This window comes from Myxococcus guangdongensis (assembly GCF_024198255.1).
Taxonomy (GTDB): domain Bacteria; phylum Myxococcota; class Myxococcia; order Myxococcales; family Myxococcaceae; genus Myxococcus; species Myxococcus guangdongensis.
Window position 1 is genome coordinate 747,598 of record NZ_JAJVKW010000001.1, and the last position, 17,970, is coordinate 765,567.

The following is a 17,970-nucleotide window of genomic DNA, read 5'->3' on the forward strand; positions in this document are numbered from 1 at the left end:
GTCGATGCCATCCCAGACGCCCCGGGTCCATGCCCATGCAAGTCCTTGTCATCCTCGCCATCCCGTCGAGGCGAAGAAGTATCTGGCCAGCCTCGCCTATGTAGACGGCGAGCGCGTGGCCATCCTGGGCCCCAGCTATGGCGGCTACATGGTGCTCGCGGCCATGGCCTTCCACCCCGACGTCTTCGCCGTGGGCGTGGACGCGTTCGGAATCACCGACTGGCTGAGCGCGCTCGAGGAGCTGCCGCCCCACAAGGAGGCGCTGCGCGAGGCGCTCTATCAGGAGCTGGGCAATCCCCAGACCCAGGCGGCGATGCTGCGGGAGATTTCGCCCCGGTTCCACGCGGAGCGGATTCGCAGGCCCCTGCTCGTCATCCAGGGGGCCCAGGACCCGCGCGTGCCCAAGGCCCGGACGGACGCGTTCGTGGAGGCCGTGCGGAAGAACGGCGTGGCCGTCGACTACTTCGTCCTCCCCGACGACGGCCACGGCTTCAGCAGCAAGAAGAGCGAGGCGGAGACGTCCTCGTGAATCCTCTCCTTCCTGGAGCAACACCTCCGGACACCTGAGGCACGACCAGGAAGCGAGGCTGCGTCCGAATAGACAGAGGATGACCTTCTCGCGCCGAGCCCTCGCCGCCTGCGTGCCGCTGCTCTGCGGCGCGTGCGTCACGCCGTACCAGCCCATGACCGGCTCGGGCGGCTATCACGACATGGAGGTGGCCCCAGGCGTCCTCCAGATTGAAGTGCGCGGCAATCCGCAGACGCACCTGGGCACGCTGCAGGGCTACTTCCACCGACGGGCCGCAGAGCTGTGCCAGGGGCGCGAGTACGACTGGTCCTTCGACACGGGGAGCCAGGGCGGGCCGCTCCTCTTCGTCGGGAAGAGCTCGAGCACGTCCCTCATCGTCACGGACTCGCCCGTGAACCGGCGCCACTGGGTGAAGGGCACCATCCAGTGCCGCGACGCCACGCAGGCGACCTCCGACGTGGCACTGGAGGCGGCGGAGCCCCTCGAAGAGGCCCCGCCGGAGCCCTGAAGCCCCACGGCCCTCCGTCACGCCTTCGCGGGCTTCTGCTCCGCGCCCTCGTCGCGGCCGTGCACGGCGGCGGGAGGACTGGTGGCCTCCACCGCGGAGAACGTCTCCAGCACCTTGTACGTGTGGCTGGCGCCGCGCGGCACGAGCCACGAGTCGCCGGGGTTGAGCAGGATGAGCTGTCCCTCCAGGTGCAGCTCCGCGCGGCCCTTCAGCACGAAGCCCACCGTCTCGTAGTCGCGCGGCGCGGCCGGCTTGGGCTCCCCTGGCGGCTCGTCCTCCCACAGCCGCATGGACACCCGTACGCCGGAGGCCAGGTACTTCTGCCCCATCTCTCCCCGGGGCGAGTGCCGGCTCTCCACCTTCTTCACGCTGGTATCCCCCATGGCTCGTCTCCTTCGCCCTCGGGCGTCAAGGCGGCGGATGCGCCGCGCGTTCCCGTCGAAGGTAAGCCCCGCGTCCGGGACACACGCACGCCACGCTCACGCCCGCCTGCCCGACGGGCCGGACCCCGCAAAGACGAAGGCCCAGCCTCCCCTAGGGAAGACCGGGCCTCGGGCTCACTCAAGGGTGGCCAGGATGACGCGATTAACCCGCTGCGCGGACGTTCTGCGCCTGCAGGCCCTTGGGGCCACGGGTCACCTCGAACTCCACCTTCTGCCCCTCCTGCAGGGTGCGGAAGCCATCCATGTTGATGGCGGTGTGGTGGCAGAACACGTCCTCACCGCTGTCCTGCGCGATGAAGCCGAAACCCTTGGCGTCGTTGAACCACTTCACAGTACCGAATGCCATGTGACCTTCTTCTTTCTGCTAGACGGCGACCCGGGACCAGCCGGACCGCCAGTGCGGGGCGGACATCGCTCCGACACTGAAGCGAGAATCTACCTCAACTTCTCCTTTGTCCACCCGACCCCCACCCAGCGGGCAGGCGGTCGTCGGCCAGAGGACAGTCCGAGGGGCTGAAAATCGCTCCAGAGGTCAACAGCCTACACTCGCTCCTTCATCCCGAGAAGGTGCGAAAGCGCTTCATGTTTCTTCACGGGGTCCCGGGCGTTGGCTTCACACCCGCCCTCTACCTTCCTGCCCATCCAAGACGGAAGCGCGCCATCCCGGCCCGCTCCGCTGGGAAGGAGCAGGACCCTCATGTTCGGATTTCTGTTCGGCTCGGCCTGTCTGGCCGGCCTCTTCTACACCGTGCGGGGTGGCCGCGGCTGGCGCCACCAGGGGCCTCGTCGGGGCGGCCGCTTCGGATGGCGGATGCGCCTGCGCTGGCTGTTCGAGCGGCTGGAGACCTCTCCGGGCCAGGAGAAGGTCATCGTCCAGGCGACCGAGGAGCTCACCGAGGCCTTCGACAAGCTGCGTGACGAGGTGCGCCCCAGCCGTGCCGCCATGGGCGCCGCGCTGAGGGGGGAGCACTTCGACGGGGCCGCGTTGCGGGAGCTCTTCGCGCGGCACGACGTCGCGGTGGAGAACGCGCGCAAGACGCTGCAGGGCGCGCTCTCGCAGGTGCACGAGGCGTTGGACCCGCGCCAGCGCCGCGAGCTGGCGGACCTCCTCGAGCACGGCTGGGGCCATGGCTACGGCGGAGGCCCCGGGTGGCACGGGCGCCGCTGTGGCGGGCACCGGGGCTGGCGAGGCGATGACCACCCGATGGTCTGAAACCCATTCACCCACGAATCGGAGAACCCCATGTTCATGATGCGACCCCGCCGCGGCATCCTCATCGTCGTCCTCACCCTGGGCGTCATCGGAGGCTTCATCTCCGGCTTCCAGAGCCTCTCCCGCCATGACAGCCCCTGTCGCGGCGACAGGGGGGCGGAGCGCTGGGGACGTCGGGCGCCTGCGGCCAACGGGCCCGAGTGCCCCCCGGACGCCACCGCGGCCGCCGACTCGCCGCCCTCCACCACGACCCAGGCTCCAGCGCCCGGGCCGCGTTAATATCGACTCCGTCCATGTCCACACGCGTCCTGCTCATCGACGATGACACCCGCATGTATGAACTGCTCGCGCAGTACCTCGGGCAGAACGGCGTCAGCGTGACGCATGCCCCGGATGGAGGTCGGGGGCTCGCGGCGTTGGAGGCCAGTGCCTACGACGCGGTGCTGCTGGACGTGATGATGCCGGGCATGGACGGCCTCGAGGTGTGCAAGCGCATCCGCGCCAAGAGCCGCATCCCCGTGGTCATGCTCACCGCGAAGGGGGACGAGACGGACCGCGTGGTGGGGTTGGAGTTGGGCGCGGACGACTACCTGCCCAAGCCCTTCAGCCCCCGGGAACTCCTGGCGCGGTTGAGGGCGGTGCTGCGGCGCTCGCAGCCGTCGGCGGTGGCGGACCGGCTGGAGGCGGGCGGGTTGTCCATCGACGTGGCCGGGCGCGAGGTGCGCGCGGAGGGCAAGCTGGTGGACCTGACGGGGCTGGAGTTCGACCTGCTGGTGGCGCTGGTGCGTCGCGCGGGCCGCGTCATCCCCCGGGACGCGCTGCTGGGTGAGGCGGGCCGCAGCGACACGGTGGTGGGCGAGCGCACGGTGGACGTGCACATCTCCCACCTGCGCCAGAAGCTGGGCGACATCGGCGCGCGGCTCATCAAGACGGTGCGTGGCGTGGGCTACGTCTTCGCCAAAGAGGGCCTCTGATGGGCCGCCGGAACGACAAGGGTGGCAAGGGCGAGCCGAGGCGCTCCTCCCCCTGGCGCCGCGACGACTGCGGCCCGTGGGACTTGAGCTGCGAGGAGGCCGAGGAGTTCTCACGATGGCTCCACCGAGAGGTGGAGGAGGCCCGGGCCCAGGGACAGGGCGGGCAGTGGGCGAGCGATGACTCCGCGTCGGACAAGCGTCCGGGCTGGGGGCGACGTCCATCCGGAGGTTGGGGGAAGCATCCCCGGCACGAGCACATCGAGCGGTGGAGGCGACACCACCAGGCGCACTGGAGCCACTGGCGCATGAGCCGGCTGGGCCACTTCGTGCGGGCCCGGCTGCACCGGCGCCTGTTCATGTGGTTCGGGTTGACCATCTCCCTGACGGGCCTGGTGGTGGGCCTGGTGTTCAACATCGTCGGGGGCACCACCTGGAAGCAGGAGATGGTCCGGCTCAAGAACTTCGCGAGCCACCGCTTCGAGGAGGTCTGGGACGAGCCCGCGCGCAGGGAGGCGCTGGCGCAGTCCGTGGCCCGGGATCTGGACATCGACGTGGAGCTGAAGGACGCGTCGGGCAAGCTGCTCGTGCTGGCCGGAGGGCTGTGCAACAGCACGGAGATGTCCCTCCCCGTGGTGCGCGGAGACACCACGCTGGGACAGGTGCGACTGTGCTACGGGAGCGAGCGCGCCAAGAACAAGATGAAGTTGATCCTCCCGCTGGTCGCCGCGTGCCTCATGTTGTGGATGGCCTCCGGGAAGATGGCGCGCAGGCTGGCCAAGCCCGTGGATGCGCTGGTGCAGGCCACCAAGGCGCTGGGCGCTGGACGGCTCGACGCTCGCGCCGAGGTCCTCCCCCACGCGACGGGTGAGTTCACGGTGCTGGCGGTCGCCTTCAACGACATGGCGGGGCGCATCGAGAAGCAGGTGGCGGACCAACGCGAGCTGCTCGCGGCGGTGTCCCACGAGCTGCGCACGCCGCTGGCGCGGATGCGCGTGCTGACGGAGCTCCTGCGCGACGGCGGGGGGAATCCCAAGACGTTGGACCAGGTGGACCGCGAGGTGGTGGAGCTGGACGCGCTGGTGGGCGAGCTGCTCGCGAGCTCGCGGCTGGACTTCGGACAGCTCACGCCCCGGGTGCTGGACGGGCGCACGCTGGCGAGTCAGGCGCTGGAGCGCGCGGGGTTGTCGTCTGATTTGCTCGACTCGGAGTTGCCGGAGGCGGTGCTGGTGGGCGACGCGACGCTGCTGGGGCGTGCGCTGGCCAACCTGCTGGACAACGCGCGCAAGCACGGCGGCGGCGCGAGCACCCTGCGGGTGGAGGAGCGCGAAGAAGACATGTGCTTCTGCGTGGAGGACCGGGGCCCGGGGCTCCTGCCGGGTGAGGAGGAGCGCGTCTTCCAGCCCTTCTACCGGAAGGACCGGGGCGGAGAGGCCCGTGAGGCGGGCTCGCTGGGGCTGGGGCTCGCGCTGGTGCAGCGCATCGCGAAGGCGCACGGCGGCGAGACGTTCGCGGAGAACCGCGAGGGCGGCGGCGCGCGCGTGGGCTTCACGGTGAAGAAGGCGGGGCCGCCGGGCGCGCTGGAGCTGCCGGCGGCGTAGGCCTGTCGGCCCTACTTCTTCGCGGACGCGTCCTCGGCGGTGAACGCGAAGGCGACGGTGGCCGGCGCGTCGTCCTTCACCGTGACTTCGGCGCTCTTCGTGCCGAACGTCTCGTGCCAGGCCTCCAGGGTGTACGTGCCCGCGGGCAGGCCCTGAATCGTGAAGGTGCCGTCCTCGCCCGTGGTGGCGAAGAACGGGTTCGGGTTGCTCACCACGAACGCGGTCATCCACGGGTGCACGTCGCACTTGAGCTTCAGCACGTCATCCGCGGCGGGCACGGACTTCTGCACCGGCGCGCCCGAGGGCGGCTGGGCCACGTTGAAGGCCGACTTGGTGCCCACCACGCCGCGCACGTTGTGCAGCGTGCCGTCGCTGTTCTTGAAGACGACGGGCTGCCCCGCCACCGCGCCCTGCACGCGCGGCACGTAGGTGCACTTCGACTGGTCCACCACCACCGGCTCCGTCGGCACGGCGGAAGCCCCCGCCACCGCGCCACGCACGCGCACCAGCACGTTGCGCAGCTTGCCGTCCTTCACCAGCACCGCTTCGTCCTTGGACGCCCGCCCCTCACAGGCCGGGTCGCTGCTCGGCGGCAGGTCCGCCGCGGCCGGCGCCGTGCCCGTGAAAGTCACCGTGCCCTTCACCTCGCCCTTGCCCACGGCGACGTTCGTCGTCTGGCCCGGCGCCTGGATGGGCGTGGCCGCGTGTGGCGCCTTCTCCTCGGGTGCGCGCGCCGCCTCGGCGGGCGCGGCGGGCGGAGGCGTGGCCGGGGCCTCCTCCTTCTTGCAAGCGGGCAGGGCCAACAGCCCCGCGGCTCCCAGCATCGACAGGCCGAGCGTGCGCAGCGTCATGTGCCATCTCCTCGGTGAACCAGTACTTCGTCCGCGCTCCCTCGTAGTCAAAGGACGCGAACCTGTCCAACGGCCCGTCCGCGCTATTCGCGCCGGCTGACGCTCACCGCCGCCAGCCCCAGGAACACCGTCGCGAACGCCAGCAGCACCGGCACCTCCCAGCCCGCGCCGGACAGGGGCGAGCCCACCGCCACGGACGCCTCGGCACCGTACAGCGCGCGCCGCACGCCCTCCACCGAGAAGCGCATCGGGTTGAGCACCATCACCCACGACAGCCAGGTGTCCGCGCCCTTCAGCGGGAACATGGCCCCGGACAGCACCCACATGGGCAGCATCACGATGCTCATCACCGCGTGGTAGCCCGCGCTCGAGCGCACCCACCACGCCAGCGCCATGCCCATGCCTGTCAGCGCCAGCGCCGTCAGCACCATCACCGACACGAGCAGCGGCAGGTTCAGGGTGGCCGCGCTCACGCCCGCCAGCGGCGCCAGCAGCAGGAACAAGGACGCCTGCATCAGCGCGATCGCGGACGAGCCCAGCGCCTTGCCCAGCACCACCGCCAGCCGCGAGCCCGGCCCCGCGAGCACCGCCTGGAGGAAGCCCTCGCGGCGGTCCTCGATGACCGTAATCGTGGCGAAGATGGCGCTGAACAGCAGCACCATGGTGACGACGCCCGGGAAGAAGAACTGCTGGTAGCCCAGCCCCTGCGCGCCCTCGACGCGGAACGAACCCGCGAAGCCCGAGCCGATGACGAACCAGAACAGGATGGGCTGCGCCAGCGCGCCCACGACGCGGCTGGGCTGACGGAAGAAGCGCACCACGTCGCGCGCCATCAGCACCCGCACCGTCGCCCACTGCAGGGCCAGCGTGCCCGGAGCATCCGGAGCCCGCGCGTCCTCGGCCACAGGGGGCGGCTGCGCGGTGGAAACCTCGGCGTTCATCGGCGTCTCCTCGGCGCGGCCTCCACGGCCGGCACGTCGGCGCCCAGCGCGCGCCCGGTGAGCTGCAGGAACACATCCGCCAACGTGGGGCGGCGCAGCGCGACGGACGACATCCGCCCCGCCGGGAAGGACTCCACCAACCGGGGCACCAGCGCGTGGCCTTGCTGGGCCTCCACCTGCACCCGCCCCTCCACCACCTTCGCGTCCACGCCCAGCTTCTCGCGGACCTCCCGGGCCAGCGTCTCCGGCTCGAGCGCCTCCACGGTGAGGATGTCCCCGCCCATGCGCGCGGCCAGCGCGGCCGGCGTGTCACACGCCACGAGCTTCCCCGCGTCGAGCACCGCCAGCCGGTCGCACACCTCGGCCTCGTCGGCCCGGTGCGTGGTGAGCAGCACCGTCAGGCCCTCCGCGTCGCGCAGCCGCTTCAGGTGCGCCCAGAAGGTGCGGAAGGCGGCCTCGTCCAGGCCCTGCGTGGGCTCGTCCATCAGCACCACGCGCGGCTGGTGCACCAGCGCCCGCGCCAGCTCCAGCCGGCGGCGCATGCCTCCGGACCACGTGCCCACCCGCTCGTCGCCCCGGTCCAACAGGCCGATGAGTCCCAGCATCGACTCCACCCGCTCCCGGGCCCGCTCGCCCGTCAGCCCGTACAGGCGGGCCCCGAGCATCAGGTTCTCCCGCGCGGTGAGCAGGTCATCCAGGCTGCCGCGCTGGAAGATGATGCCCATCTGCCGGCGCAGCGCCGGGTCGCTCAGCGACAGCTCGCGTCCGGCGAAGCGCACCTGCCCCGCGTCGGGCGCGAGCAGGCCGGCCAGAATCTGGAAGGTGGTGGACTTGCCGGCGCCGTTGGGGCCCAACAGGCCCAGGATTTCGCCGGACCGCACCGACAGCGTGAGGCCGTCCACGGCCACGCGGTCCTTGAACCGTCGGGTCAGTCCCTCGAGGTGGAGCAGCGCGGGTGGAGGGGTGTGAACCGAGGTATCAGGCATGGGCGGACTTTCCGCCGGCTGCCCCGCGCACCTAGCCGCGGGGAACGCGGTCCAGGCTCAGCGCCGCGAACAATCCGGTGAGGTAGATCAACGAAAAGAGAAACGTCTGGCGCGCCCAGGGCTTCCCCAGCCGGCGGAAGAACCCCCACGCCCCCACTCCCAGGAAGCTCAGCCCCAGGCACACCGCGGCCGCCAGGTACCAGGAGCCGGCGATGTGGAGCTGGAAGGGCAAGAGCGTCATGGGCACCAGCGCCACCAGGTAGAGGACGATCTGCGCGCGGCTGGACTCGTCGCCGTGCTCGATGGGCACCGACTTGAGGCCCGCCGCCGCGTACTCCTCCTTGCGGAACAGCGCGATGGCGATGAAGTGCGGCATCTGCCACAGGAAGAGGATGGCGAAGAGCGCGAAGCCGCCCGCGTCGATGCGGTCCGTCACCGCCGTCCAGCCCATCAGCGGGGGCAGCGCGCCCGGGACGGCGCCCACCAGCATGGCCACCGAGGTGCGCGCCTTGAGCGGCGTGTACGCCAGCACGTAGCTGAGCAGCGCGAGCAGGCCCAGCGCCGCCGTCAGCAGATTCGCGCCCAGGGCCAGCGCCGGCAGGGACACCGCCGCCAGGGAGATGCCGAACCACAGCGCCACCGCCGGCTCCATGCGTCCGGAGGGCAGCGGGCGGTTCTGGGTGCGCGCCATGAACTTGTCGCTGTGGCGCTCCCAGTAGCAGTTGAGCGCGTTGGCCGCGCCCACCGTGCCGGCCGTGGCCAGCAGCGTCACCAGGGCGTTGCCCGTGGACAGAGGACCTGGGGCCAGCCACATGCCGCCGGCCGTGGTGATGAGGACCAGGCTGGAGAGCCGGGGCTTCATCAGGGAGATCAGGTCGGACGCGGTCGTCGACACGGACTCGGCACGCGCGATCAAGCGGACTCCAGGGGAGAGCGTGACAGGGACGCTGCCGACGCGGGAACCGCCCTCCCATACAGGCACCACCGGGGGGTGGGCAAGGACACGTCACCGCGACGCGCCCGACACGAACGGCCGCCCGCCCTGCGCCACGGGGTGGCTCGGGTCCGGGTCCTCGTGTCCTGGAGAACGTGGGAAGGCAAACACCCGGGGCATAACCCCACTCGCGGGGGGCATCAACCCGGGCGCCCCGGGGCCGTGCGCGCCCTGCTGGCCGCGCGCATCAGCCCCGCTTGTAGGCCCCGCTCACCCCCCGGAGAGGGAGCGCGCCGCGGTGGCGTGCTCGCCGCTCGGGTCGCGCTTGAGGTACTCCTGCGCCAGCATCTTCGCCTTGGGCCCCTGCTTGGCGTCCTTGGAGAGCAGCGTGGCGTAGAAGTAGTACGCCGGGGAGAAGGCCTCGTCGGCGTTGAGGGCGCGCTGGTACGTCTCGTCCGCCTTCGCCGCGTCGCCCTTGCCCTGGTAGACGCGCGCCAGCTCCGTGAGCGCAATCGCCGAGCGCTCGGGCTGGCCGACGAACTCCTGGCTCGCCTTCTCCAGCTGCGTCTGCGCGTTCGTCCAGTCGGAGCGCTCACGGTAGATGGCGCCCATGGCCAGGCGGGCCTCGGGGTTCTTCGCCTTGGGGTCCTTCACCGCGCGCTCGTACTGCTTGAGCGCGTCATCCAGCTTGCCCTGGCGGCGCAAGGCGTTGCCCAGCATGACCACCAGCTTGGGACTGTCGCCCATCGTCTTGAGGGCCGTCTGGAGCGCCTCGGCGGCTTCCTTCTCGCCGCCCTGCTTGCCCATGAGGGCCTTGGCCAGCTCGACGTGGAACTGGGCGCGCGAGCCGTCCACGCGGATGGCCTTGCGGATCTCCTCGGCGGCCAGGTCGAAGTTGCCCTCGGTGAGCAACCGGCGGCCCTTGATGAGGTGCAGGTCCGGGTTCTGCTTGTCGAGCGTGAAGCCCGTCTCCTCGCTCTTGAGCATCTCCGCGCGCGCCTTCTGCGCGTCCAGCGGCACGCCCGTGGCCTCCACCAGCTTCTGCTGCGTGTCCGGCTTCTCGTTGGGCAGCGCCGCGGAGACGCGGCTGACCAGCAGCGAGCGCGCCATGTGCGCGGCGGCGAGCTGACGGGGCGACGGCGGCGGCTCGGCGTCCAGCAGCTTCTTCAGCATGGACTGGACCATGGGGTAGTTGGGCGCGTCCTGGTCCAGCATCAAGAGGGAGCGACCCAAGAGCGACTCCGGGTGGTCCTTCTCGTAGCGCAGGGCCAGGTCGTAGTTCTTCCAGGCCGTGTTGTCCTGGCCCAGCCGGCGGTACACCGCGCCCAGGCCCGAGTAGATGCGCGGGTCGTCCGGCGCGAGCACCTGGGCGCGCTCCAGCGAGTCGCGGCCGCGGTCCAGGTCACCGGCGTTCATCTGGATGAGGCCGAGCGTCAGGTAGAGCAGCGAGCTGGAGCGCCCCTGGGCGTCCAGGCCCTTCACCGTCTCCTCCAGCTTGCCCAGGGCCTCCTTGCCCTTGCCACCGTAGGTCTGCACGAGCGCCTCGGCCGCGATGAGCTGCGAGCTGACGTCGCCCGCCTTCATGCCCGCGGCCAGGTGCTCCTCGGCGCGGCGGCGCGCTTCGTCGCCGCCACCGTGCTCGCCCCAGCGGATGGCGTAGGCGTACGCCAGGTAGCCATGGGCCAGGCCGGAGTCGGAGTTCACCTCCAGCGCCTTGTCGGCCTCCTCACACGCCTTCTTGTAGCTGTCGAAGGAGTCGCGCTTGAGCAGCTCCGCGGACGCCTCCAGGTGCTTCTTCAGCTCCCGGGCGACGTTGCGGGTGTGCCGCGTGTACATCATGTAGCCGGGGATGAAGAGCACCAGGGCGCCCAACAGCGCCACCGTCACCCACTTGCCCTTGCCCCCACCCTGCTGCGAGTTGCGGCGGCCACGGGGCGAGTCGTCCTCGTCGTCGTCCTCGACCTCGTCCGCCACCACCGGCTGCGGGCGGCGGGGCTGGGCCGGGGCCTGGCGCTGGGCGGCCGGCTCGGCGCGCACCGGCGCCGAAGGACCCGAGGGCGCGCGCGGCGTGGCCGCGGGCTTGGGCGTGGCGACAGGCTCGGAGGTGCCCGCGGTGGCGGCGACGCCACTGGCCAGCGACGCGGCGGACTGCTGCGTGGCGGTGGGCGCGAGCACGGGCGGCGCGGCGACGGGCGCCGGGGGCGCGGCCGGACGCGGCGGGTCGATCTTGTGCTGCTGGAGCAGCGTGACGGTGTCCGGATCTCCCGGGTCCACGCTGTAGGCCTTGAGGAGGTTCGCCTTGCCGGGCTCGGCTTCACCCGTCTTCAGCTGGAGGGCGCCGGCCATGCGCAGCGCGCCCTTGTCCTCGGGTTGGACCTGGAGCGCGCCGAGCGCCTCTTCCAGGGCCTTCTTGTCCTTGCCCTGCTCCGCGTACACGCGGGCGAGCAACAGGCGAGGGTCGGCAGCGTTCGGGTGCGCCTTGACGCCCTTCTTGCAGACGACCATCGCCTCCATGAAGCGGCCCATGCTCAGGTACGCTTCGGCTAGAGGCTTGTAGGCGGCGGACGAGGGATCGGAAGCGAACGCGTGTTCGAGCTTCGCGAGCTCTGCCGGGCTCAACGTCTTCGAAGGGGAGGTAGACATTACCGGGGGGAGGGACACCGGGCGGAAAGGGTACGCCTGAGAAGAGGGGTTTTTATGGCATCCGCTGCGCGGCACGTCAATCGCACGGATGAGACCCGAAGGCTTGCGCTTGACAGCAGGGAAGGGGTCCGGTACTAGCCCGTTCACCTTCGGCGGCCCAAAACGCCAAGGCGCAGCACGCAGGGCCCGTTGTGGGGGTGTAGCTCAGTTGGGAGAGCGTCGCGTTCGCAATGCGAAGGTCGTCGGTTCGATCCCGTCCACCTCCACCATGCAGCAAACGAAGGGCCTCACGGGAAACCGTGAGGCCCTTTGCATTTGGGGCATTTCGAGCAACTGCCGAATTGCAAAGCAGGCGGGCTTTGTTATCCGGAGCCGATGACTGACCCGTCCGCCTCCCTGTCGTTCTTCGCGCGGTTCTGGCTCGCCTGGCTCTGCTTCTGGCGCTGCCTCGTCTCCGGAGACTTCGCCCGCGCCGTGCTTCCGGCCAGCCGGGCCTACGACGCCGGACAGCTGAACCTGCTCCCCTCCGGTGAGGCCACGCCCGCCCCCCCGGCCCCGGCGGTGAAGCCCCCCGAGCCGCCCCCCGCCCTGCCGCCCGAGCGCGAGCACGCCAGCGCCCTGACGCTGCTGGCGATGCTGCAGCGGGAGGGGCGGCTGGTGGACTTCCTCCAGGAGAACGTGGCCGCCTACTCGGACGCCGAGGTGGGGGCCGCGTGCCGCACCGTCCATGAGGGGTGCCGCAAGGTGCTCGGCCAGTACTTCACCGTGAAGCCGGTGCTGCCCGAGTCGGAGGGCGCGTCGGTGACGGTGCCCGCGGGCTTCGACGCCCAGCGCATCCGCCTCACCGGCAACGTGACGGGCACCCCGCCCCACACCGGGGCGCTGCGCCACCATGGTTGGGTGACGACGGAAGTGAAGTTCCCGGCGGTGAGCACCGCCATGGACCCGCGAGTGCTTGCTCCGGCGGAAGTCGAGCTCGCCTGAGCGTCACCCGGCGGACAGGCAGACCGGACAAAAGGGAGCCCCCCAGGAGTTCAAGCCCGATATGGCCCGCTATTCCATCGGCATCGACCTTGGCACCACCCACTCGGCGGTGTCGTACTTCAATCTCGAGGACGGCAAGCCTCGGGGCCGCTCGCAGTCCATGCTGCCCATCCCGCAACTGACGGCGCCCGGTACCGTGGAGGCCCGTCCGCTCTTGCCCTCCTTCTTGTACCTGCCCGCGGCGCAGGAGTTCCCACCCGGGAGCCTCGCGCTGCCGTGGAACCCGGACGCGTCCTCGGTCATCGGCGAGCTGGCGCGCTCGCACGGGGCCAAGGTGCCCACGCGGCTGGTGTCCTCGCCCAAGAGCTGGCTGTCGCACCCGGGCGTGGACCGGCGCTCGCCGCTCTTGCCCTGGCAGGCGCCGGAGGACGTGCAGCGGGTGTCCCCGCTGGATGCGTCCGCCCGGTTCCTTCGCCACCTCAAGGAGGCGTGGGACTCCACCTTCGCCCAGGGGCGCGAGGAGGCCGGCAACCAGCTGGCCCGTCAGGACGTCATCGTCACCGTCCCCGCCTCGTTCGACGCGGCGGCGCGCGAGCTGACGCTGGAGGCGGCCAAGGCGGCGGGCATCGAACACCTCACCTTGTTGGAGGAGCCGCAGGCCGCGCTGTACGCGTGGCTGGAGGCGATGGGCGAGACGTTCCGCCAGCAGGTGAAGCCCGGCGAGGTCATCCTGGTGGTGGACGTGGGCGGCGGCACGTCCGACTTCTCCGTCATCACCGTGAAGGACCGGGACGGCGAGGTGGAGCTGCTGCGCGTGGCGGTGGGCGACCACATCCTGCTGGGCGGCGACAACATGGACCTGGCGCTGGCGCACACGCTCAACCAGCGCCTGGCGGCCGAGGGCAAGAAGCTGGACCCGTGGCAGTTCAACGCCCTCACCCATGGATGCCGGCAGGCGAAGGAGACGCTGTACGCGGACACCTCGCTGGACAAGGTGCCCATCTCCATCCCGGGCCGGGGCTCGTCGCTCATCGGCGGCACGCTGCGCACGGAGCTGACGCGCGAGGAGCTGGACCGGGTCCTCACCGACGGCTTCTTCCCGGTGACGCCGCTGGCGGAGCTGCCTCGCACCGCGCGGCGCACGGGCCTGGCGCAGATGGCGCTGCCCTACGCGCAGGACGCGGGCGTGTCGCGGCACCTGGCGGCCTTCCTCACCCGGCAGGCGCAGGCGCTGAAGTCCAGCCACGACGCGCCGGTGGACGTGGGCGACAAGTCCTTCCTGCACCCGACGGCGGTGCTCTTCAACGGTGGCGTCTTCAAGGCCGGGCCGCTCAAGGCGCGCGTCATGGAGGTGCTCAACCTGTGGCTGAGGGCGGACGGCGGCCAGCCGGCGAAGGAGCTGGAGGGCGCGGACCTGGACCTCTCGGTGGCGCGCGGCGCGGCGTATTACGGCTGGGTGCGCCAGGGGAACGGCCTGCGCATCCGCGGCGGCACGGCGCGCGCGTACTACGTGGGCGTGGAGTCGTCGATGCCGGCGGTGCCGGGCTTCGAGCCTCCGGTGAAGGCGCTGTGCGTGGCGCCCTTCGGCATGGAGGAGGGCACGCAGGCGGACGTGCCGCCGCAGGAGTTCGGGCTCGTCACGGGGGAGCCCACGAGCTTCCGCTTCTTCTCCTCGTCGATGCGGCGCGATGACCGCGTCGGAATGATGGTGGAGGACGTGGCGGACGAGCTGGCGAAGGGGGAGATGGAGGAGCTGGCCCCCATCGAGACCACCATGCCCGGACAGCCCGCGGCCTTCGGCGATTTGACGCCCGTCAACCTGCAGGCGGCGGTGACGGAGGTCGGGACGCTGGAGCTGCGGTGCCTGGAGAAAGGTGGCGACGGACGTTGGAAGCTGGAGCTCAACGTCCGCATGAAGGAGTAGAACGCCGACCGGCAACCGGAGGTGTATGCGAATCGTCGGCATCGACCTGGGCACCACCCACTGCGCGGTGGCGTCCGTGGACCCCGCCCGGGGCGCGAGCGCGCCCGTGGAGGACTTCCCCGTCTCGCAGCTCGTCCGACAGGGGGAGGTGGCGCCGCGCGCGTTGCTTCCCTCCACCGTGTACGTGCCCGCGGGCCACGAGCTGAGCGCGGAGTCGCTGCGCCTGCCCTGGGGCGATGACGGCGGGCCGTGGGTGGTGGGAGAGCTGGCGCGCTGGCAGGGCTCGCGCGTGCCGGGCCGGCTGATCGCCAGCGCCAAGAGCTGGCTGTGTCACCCGGGCGTGGACCGCTCCGCGCCCATCCTCCCGTGGGGCGCGCCGGCGGACGTGGCGAAGCTGTCCCCCGTGGACGCCAGCGCGCTCCTGCTCACGCACCTGGCGCGCGCGTGGGACTTCGCGCACCCGGAAGCGCCGCTGTCGCAGCAGGAGGTCGTCATCACGGTCCCCGCCTCGTTCGACGAGGCCGCGCGCGCGCTCACCGTGAGCGCCGCTCGCAAGGCGGGGCTGGAGAAGTTCACGTTGTTGGAGGAGCCGCAGGCGGCCTTCTACGACTACACCGCGCGCCACCGCTCGGACCTGGAGCAGACGCTCTCGCACGTCCGGCTGGTGCTGGTGGTGGACGTGGGCGGCGGCACCACGGACTTCACGCTGGTGCACGCGGGGGTGTCGCCCGAGGGCCCCATGCTGCGGCGGCTCGCCGTGGGCGACCACCTGATGCTGGGGGGCGACAACATGGACGCGGCGCTGGCCCGGCGCGTGGAGGAGAAGCTCTTCTCCGACGGGCGGCGGCTGTCCGCCACGCAGTGGACGCAGGCCATCCAGGCCGCGCGCACCGCGAAGGAGGCGCTGCTGGGCAAGGCGCCTCCGGAGAAGTACGGCGTGTCGCTCGTGGGCGAGGGCAGCCGGCTGTTGGGGGGCACGCTGTCCTCCGAGCTGTCTCGCGAGGAGGCGCACGCGCTGGTGCTGGATGGGTTCTTCCCGCGCACGCCGCCCACGGAGCGGCCTCGCCGGGCCGCGCGCATGGCGCTCCAGGAGCTGGGCCTGCCGTACGTGCAGGACGCGGCGGTGACGCGCCACCTGGCGGCGTTCCTCGCGCAGCACGCGGCGGCGGGCTTCGCGGCGCTGGGCGAGACGCCCGCGTTCGAGGGGGCCCTCCCCCGCCCCGACGCCATCCTGCTCAACGGCGGCGTCTTCAACTCGCCCTGGATTTCGGAGCGGCTGGTGGAGGCCGTCTCGGGGTGGTGGCCGGACGCGCCGCGCATCTCGCTGTTGCGCCACGAGTCGCTGGAGCTCGCGGTGGCGCGGGGCGCGGCGTACTACGGACTGGTGCGGCGTGGGCATGGCCTGCGCATCGGCGGAGGCGCGGCGCGCGCGTACTACGTGGGCCTGCAGCGCCCCGCGGACAGCGCGGAGCAGCCCGCCCTGTGCCTCATCCCTCGCGGCTTCGAGGAGGGACAGAAGGTGGAGCTGGGCGAGCGCCCATTCACGCTCACCCTGGGCAGGCCCGTACAGTTCCAGCTCTACTCGACGACGAGCGACCGCATCGACAAGCCTGGAGACCTCGTGCCGCTGGCGGAGGACCTGAAGCCGCTGCCGCCCATCCACACGCTGCTCAAGGGGGCGGCGGGCAAGGTGGCGGAGGTGCCGGTGCACCTGCAGGCGGCGCTGACGGAGATTGGCACGCTGGAGCTGTACTGCGTCTCCGACGTCGCGGACGAGCGCTGGCGGCTGGAGTTCGAGCTGCGCGGCACGGGGGGCTCGCACGAGCTGACCGTCACCGAGTCCATGCCCGCGCGCTTCGTGGAGGCCAAGGACAACATCGAGCGCGTCTACGGCAACAAGCCGCTGCCGTTGGGTCCCAAGGACGTGAAGCAGTTGGGGCGGACGTTGGAGAAGGCGCTGGGGCCGCGCGAGACGTGGCGAGTGCCAGTGCTGCGCGAGATGTGGAGCACGCTGTACGCGGGCGCCAGCAAGCGCCGTCGCACCGAGGACCACGAGCGTGTGTTCTACAGCCTCACGGGCTTCTCGCTGCGCCCGGGCTTCGGCTATCCGCTGGATGGCTGGCGCGCGGAGCAGACCTTCAGCCTGTTCGACGCGCTGGTGCAGCACCACACGGACAAGGCGGTGTGGACGGAGTTCTGGGTGATGTGGCGGCGCATCGCCGGTGGGTTGACGGAGGCGCGGCAGCAGAAGCTCTACGCGTATCTGCAGCCGCACCTGTCGAGGAAAGTGCCACCCAACGCACCCGCCGCCGGCAAGCTCAAGGGCATCCAGCCCGAGGGGCTGGAGGAGATGGTGCGCACCGCGGCGTCACTTGAGCACCTGTCGCTTGGGGACAAGGCGGAGCTGGGCCGGTGGATCGCCGAGCGCCTGAAGGCCGAGGCGAAGTCCGGAGGCCCGTGGGCGTGGTCGCTGGGACGACTGGGCGCGCGCGTGCCGCTCTACGGCAGCAGCCACAAGGTCGTGGACGTGGAGACGACCGAGGCGTGGCTGACGCTCTTGCTGGAGATGGACCTGCGCAAGATCGACGGGGCGCCGTTCGCGGCGGCGCAGCTGGCGCGGCTCACCGGGGACAGGACCCGGGACGTGGACCCGGCGCTGCGCGAGCGCGCGGCCCAGGCGCTCGTCGCGGCCAAGGCGTCCGAGACGTGGGTGCGGATGGTGCGCGAGGTCGTGGCGCTGGAGGCGGCGGACGAAGCGCGCGCGCTCGGCGACACGCTGCCCGCGGGGCTCCGACTGTCCTGAATGAAGGGGCGGCTCCACGGGGCACCGAGCCCCGTGTGAGCCGAAAGCGCCCTCACGGGTCGGTGCAGCGCACGCGACCTCGCGGGAGTCACACTTCGAGACTTCGACGAACGCTCAAGCCGCGTGAGCCAAGAGGCCTCCCCTGAGGGTCGGTGCGGGGCACGCGACCTCGTGGGAGTCTTCGCTGGAGCCTCGACGAGGCGATCAGCCCCGGACGGCCGGGAGCACGTCGGCCGAGGCGGGCTCGGCGACGGCCTTGGGCGCGGCGCGCTCGACGACCTGGAGCACCGGCGCGGGCTCGGAAGGCGCGGCGGCCTCACCCTTGCCCGCCTTGGGCTTCTTGGTCCCCGCGCCCGAGCGGCACGTGCGGCACCAGGGCTGGTTCCGGATGGCACCGTCCGCCATCTTCCGCAGCCCGAACTGGGCCAACGGCTTCAGGGTGCGGCACTTGATGCACATCAACGAGATGAGGACCTCGTGACCATCCGCGTCGTAGACAGCGGACTTGCGCCGCTTGCGCGGCTGCGGTTGCCCCGGGTCACGCGGCTTCGCCTTCTCCGGCGGCGGCGGCATCATCGGGGTCACTTTGTAGAGCATGTCAGTCCCTCCCGCTCTCGGGGGCCCTCGCACGCAGTCCCT

The 17,970-nt window shown here is 71.3% G+C and carries 17 protein-coding genes and 1 tRNA gene; 10 read left to right on the forward strand and 8 right to left on the reverse strand.

Annotated features, from left to right (window positions below):
* The first annotated feature begins 4 nt into the window (after positions 1 to 4).
* Together LXT21_RS03030 and LXT21_RS03035 are read left to right on the forward strand one after the other, a co-directional pair.
* On the forward strand, positions 5 to 529 hold the full coding sequence (locus LXT21_RS03030) for an alpha/beta hydrolase family protein (protein ID WP_256571219.1): 525 nt from the start codon (positions 5 to 7) through the stop codon (positions 527 to 529).
* A 79-nt stretch (positions 530 to 608) separates the two neighbouring features.
* A complete protein-coding gene (locus LXT21_RS03035) occupies positions 609 to 1,037 on the forward strand; it encodes a CC0125/CC1285 family lipoprotein (RefSeq protein WP_254036566.1) in 429 nt (142 codons plus the stop codon).
* Between the two features lie 17 nt (positions 1,038 to 1,054).
* Here the strand turns inward: LXT21_RS03035 and LXT21_RS03040 are convergent, their stop codons facing one another.
* A complete protein-coding gene (locus tag LXT21_RS03040; RefSeq protein WP_254036567.1) occupies positions 1,055 to 1,420 on the reverse strand; it encodes a cupin domain-containing protein in 366 nt (121 codons plus the stop codon).
* Positions 1,421 to 1,622: 202 nt separating this feature from the next.
* Positions 1,623 to 1,826 (reverse strand): cold-shock protein, encoded by a 204-nt coding sequence (locus LXT21_RS03045; RefSeq protein ID WP_046715299.1) that lies wholly within the window; start codon positions 1,824 to 1,826, stop codon positions 1,623 to 1,625.
* Positions 1,827 to 2,177: 351 nt separating this feature from the next.
* Between LXT21_RS03045 and LXT21_RS03050 the strand changes: the two genes are divergently transcribed.
* From LXT21_RS03050 to LXT21_RS03065, 4 genes are read left to right on the forward strand one after another with little or no spacing between them, the layout of a single operon-like run.
* Positions 2,178 to 2,693 carry a periplasmic heavy metal sensor gene (locus tag LXT21_RS03050; protein ID WP_254036568.1) on the forward strand — a complete coding sequence of 172 codons (516 nt, stop codon included), beginning with the start codon at positions 2,178 to 2,180 and terminating at the stop codon, positions 2,691 to 2,693.
* Between the two features lie 36 nt (positions 2,694 to 2,729).
* Positions 2,730 to 2,972, forward strand: a complete 243-nt coding sequence (locus LXT21_RS03055; RefSeq protein ID WP_254036569.1) for a hypothetical protein — start codon at positions 2,730 to 2,732, stop codon at positions 2,970 to 2,972.
* Positions 2,973 to 2,986: 14 nt separating this feature from the next.
* On the forward strand, positions 2,987 to 3,667 hold the full coding sequence (locus tag LXT21_RS03060; RefSeq protein WP_254036570.1) for a response regulator transcription factor: 681 nt from the start codon (positions 2,987 to 2,989) through the stop codon (positions 3,665 to 3,667).
* On the forward strand, positions 3,667 to 5,265 hold the full coding sequence (locus LXT21_RS03065) for a sensor histidine kinase (RefSeq protein ID WP_254036571.1): 1,599 nt from the start codon (positions 3,667 to 3,669) through the stop codon (positions 5,263 to 5,265). Before LXT21_RS03060 ends, LXT21_RS03065 begins: the two co-directional genes overlap by 1 nt.
* A gap of 11 nt (positions 5,266 to 5,276) precedes the next feature.
* Here the strand turns inward: LXT21_RS03065 and LXT21_RS03070 are convergent, their stop codons facing one another.
* The 5 genes from LXT21_RS03070 to LXT21_RS03090 form a co-directional block, all read right to left on the reverse strand.
* Positions 5,277 to 6,116 carry a carboxypeptidase regulatory-like domain-containing protein gene (locus LXT21_RS03070; RefSeq protein WP_254036572.1) on the reverse strand — a complete coding sequence of 280 codons (840 nt, stop codon included), beginning with the start codon at positions 6,114 to 6,116 and terminating at the stop codon, positions 5,277 to 5,279.
* A gap of 83 nt (positions 6,117 to 6,199) precedes the next feature.
* On the reverse strand, positions 6,200 to 7,057 hold the full coding sequence (locus tag LXT21_RS03075) for an ABC transporter permease (protein ID WP_254036573.1): 858 nt from the start codon (positions 7,055 to 7,057) through the stop codon (positions 6,200 to 6,202).
* Positions 7,054 to 8,043: an ABC transporter ATP-binding protein gene (locus LXT21_RS03080; protein ID WP_254036574.1), complete on the reverse strand. Its 990-nt coding sequence runs from the start codon at positions 8,041 to 8,043 to the stop codon at positions 7,054 to 7,056. The genes LXT21_RS03075 and LXT21_RS03080 overlap by 4 nt, the downstream gene beginning before the upstream one ends.
* 31 nt (positions 8,044 to 8,074) lie before the next feature.
* Positions 8,075 to 8,959 (reverse strand): heme o synthase, encoded by an 885-nt coding sequence (gene cyoE / locus LXT21_RS03085; protein WP_254036575.1) that lies wholly within the window; start codon positions 8,957 to 8,959, stop codon positions 8,075 to 8,077.
* A 288-nt stretch (positions 8,960 to 9,247) separates the two neighbouring features.
* Positions 9,248 to 11,620 carry a tetratricopeptide repeat protein gene (locus tag LXT21_RS03090; protein WP_254036576.1) on the reverse strand — a complete coding sequence of 791 codons (2,373 nt, stop codon included), beginning with the start codon at positions 11,618 to 11,620 and terminating at the stop codon, positions 9,248 to 9,250.
* A 193-nt stretch (positions 11,621 to 11,813) separates the two neighbouring features.
* Here LXT21_RS03090 and LXT21_RS03095 point away from each other — a divergent pair.
* The 4 genes from LXT21_RS03095 (at position 11,814) to LXT21_RS03110 (ending at position 17,331) form a co-directional block, all read left to right on the forward strand.
* A tRNA-Ala gene (locus tag LXT21_RS03095) sits at positions 11,814 to 11,889 on the forward strand.
* Between the two features lie 106 nt (positions 11,890 to 11,995).
* Positions 11,996 to 12,604 carry a DUF2760 domain-containing protein gene (locus LXT21_RS03100; RefSeq protein ID WP_254036577.1) on the forward strand — a complete coding sequence of 203 codons (609 nt, stop codon included), beginning with the start codon at positions 11,996 to 11,998 and terminating at the stop codon, positions 12,602 to 12,604.
* 61 nt (positions 12,605 to 12,665) lie between these two features.
* Positions 12,666 to 14,528 carry an Hsp70 family protein gene (locus LXT21_RS03105; RefSeq protein ID WP_254036578.1) on the forward strand — a complete coding sequence of 621 codons (1,863 nt, stop codon included), beginning with the start codon at positions 12,666 to 12,668 and terminating at the stop codon, positions 14,526 to 14,528.
* A 25-nt stretch (positions 14,529 to 14,553) separates the two neighbouring features.
* On the forward strand, positions 14,554 to 17,331 hold the full coding sequence (locus tag LXT21_RS03110; RefSeq protein ID WP_254036579.1) for an Hsp70 family protein: 2,778 nt from the start codon (positions 14,554 to 14,556) through the stop codon (positions 17,329 to 17,331).
* A 204-nt stretch (positions 17,332 to 17,535) separates the two neighbouring features.
* On the opposite strand, the gene LXT21_RS03115 is transcribed toward LXT21_RS03110, so the two are convergent.
* Entirely contained in the window at positions 17,536 to 17,928 is a 393-nt protein-coding gene (locus tag LXT21_RS03115) for a hypothetical protein (protein WP_254036580.1), read from the reverse strand.
* Positions 17,929 to 17,970: the final 42 nt, after the last annotated feature.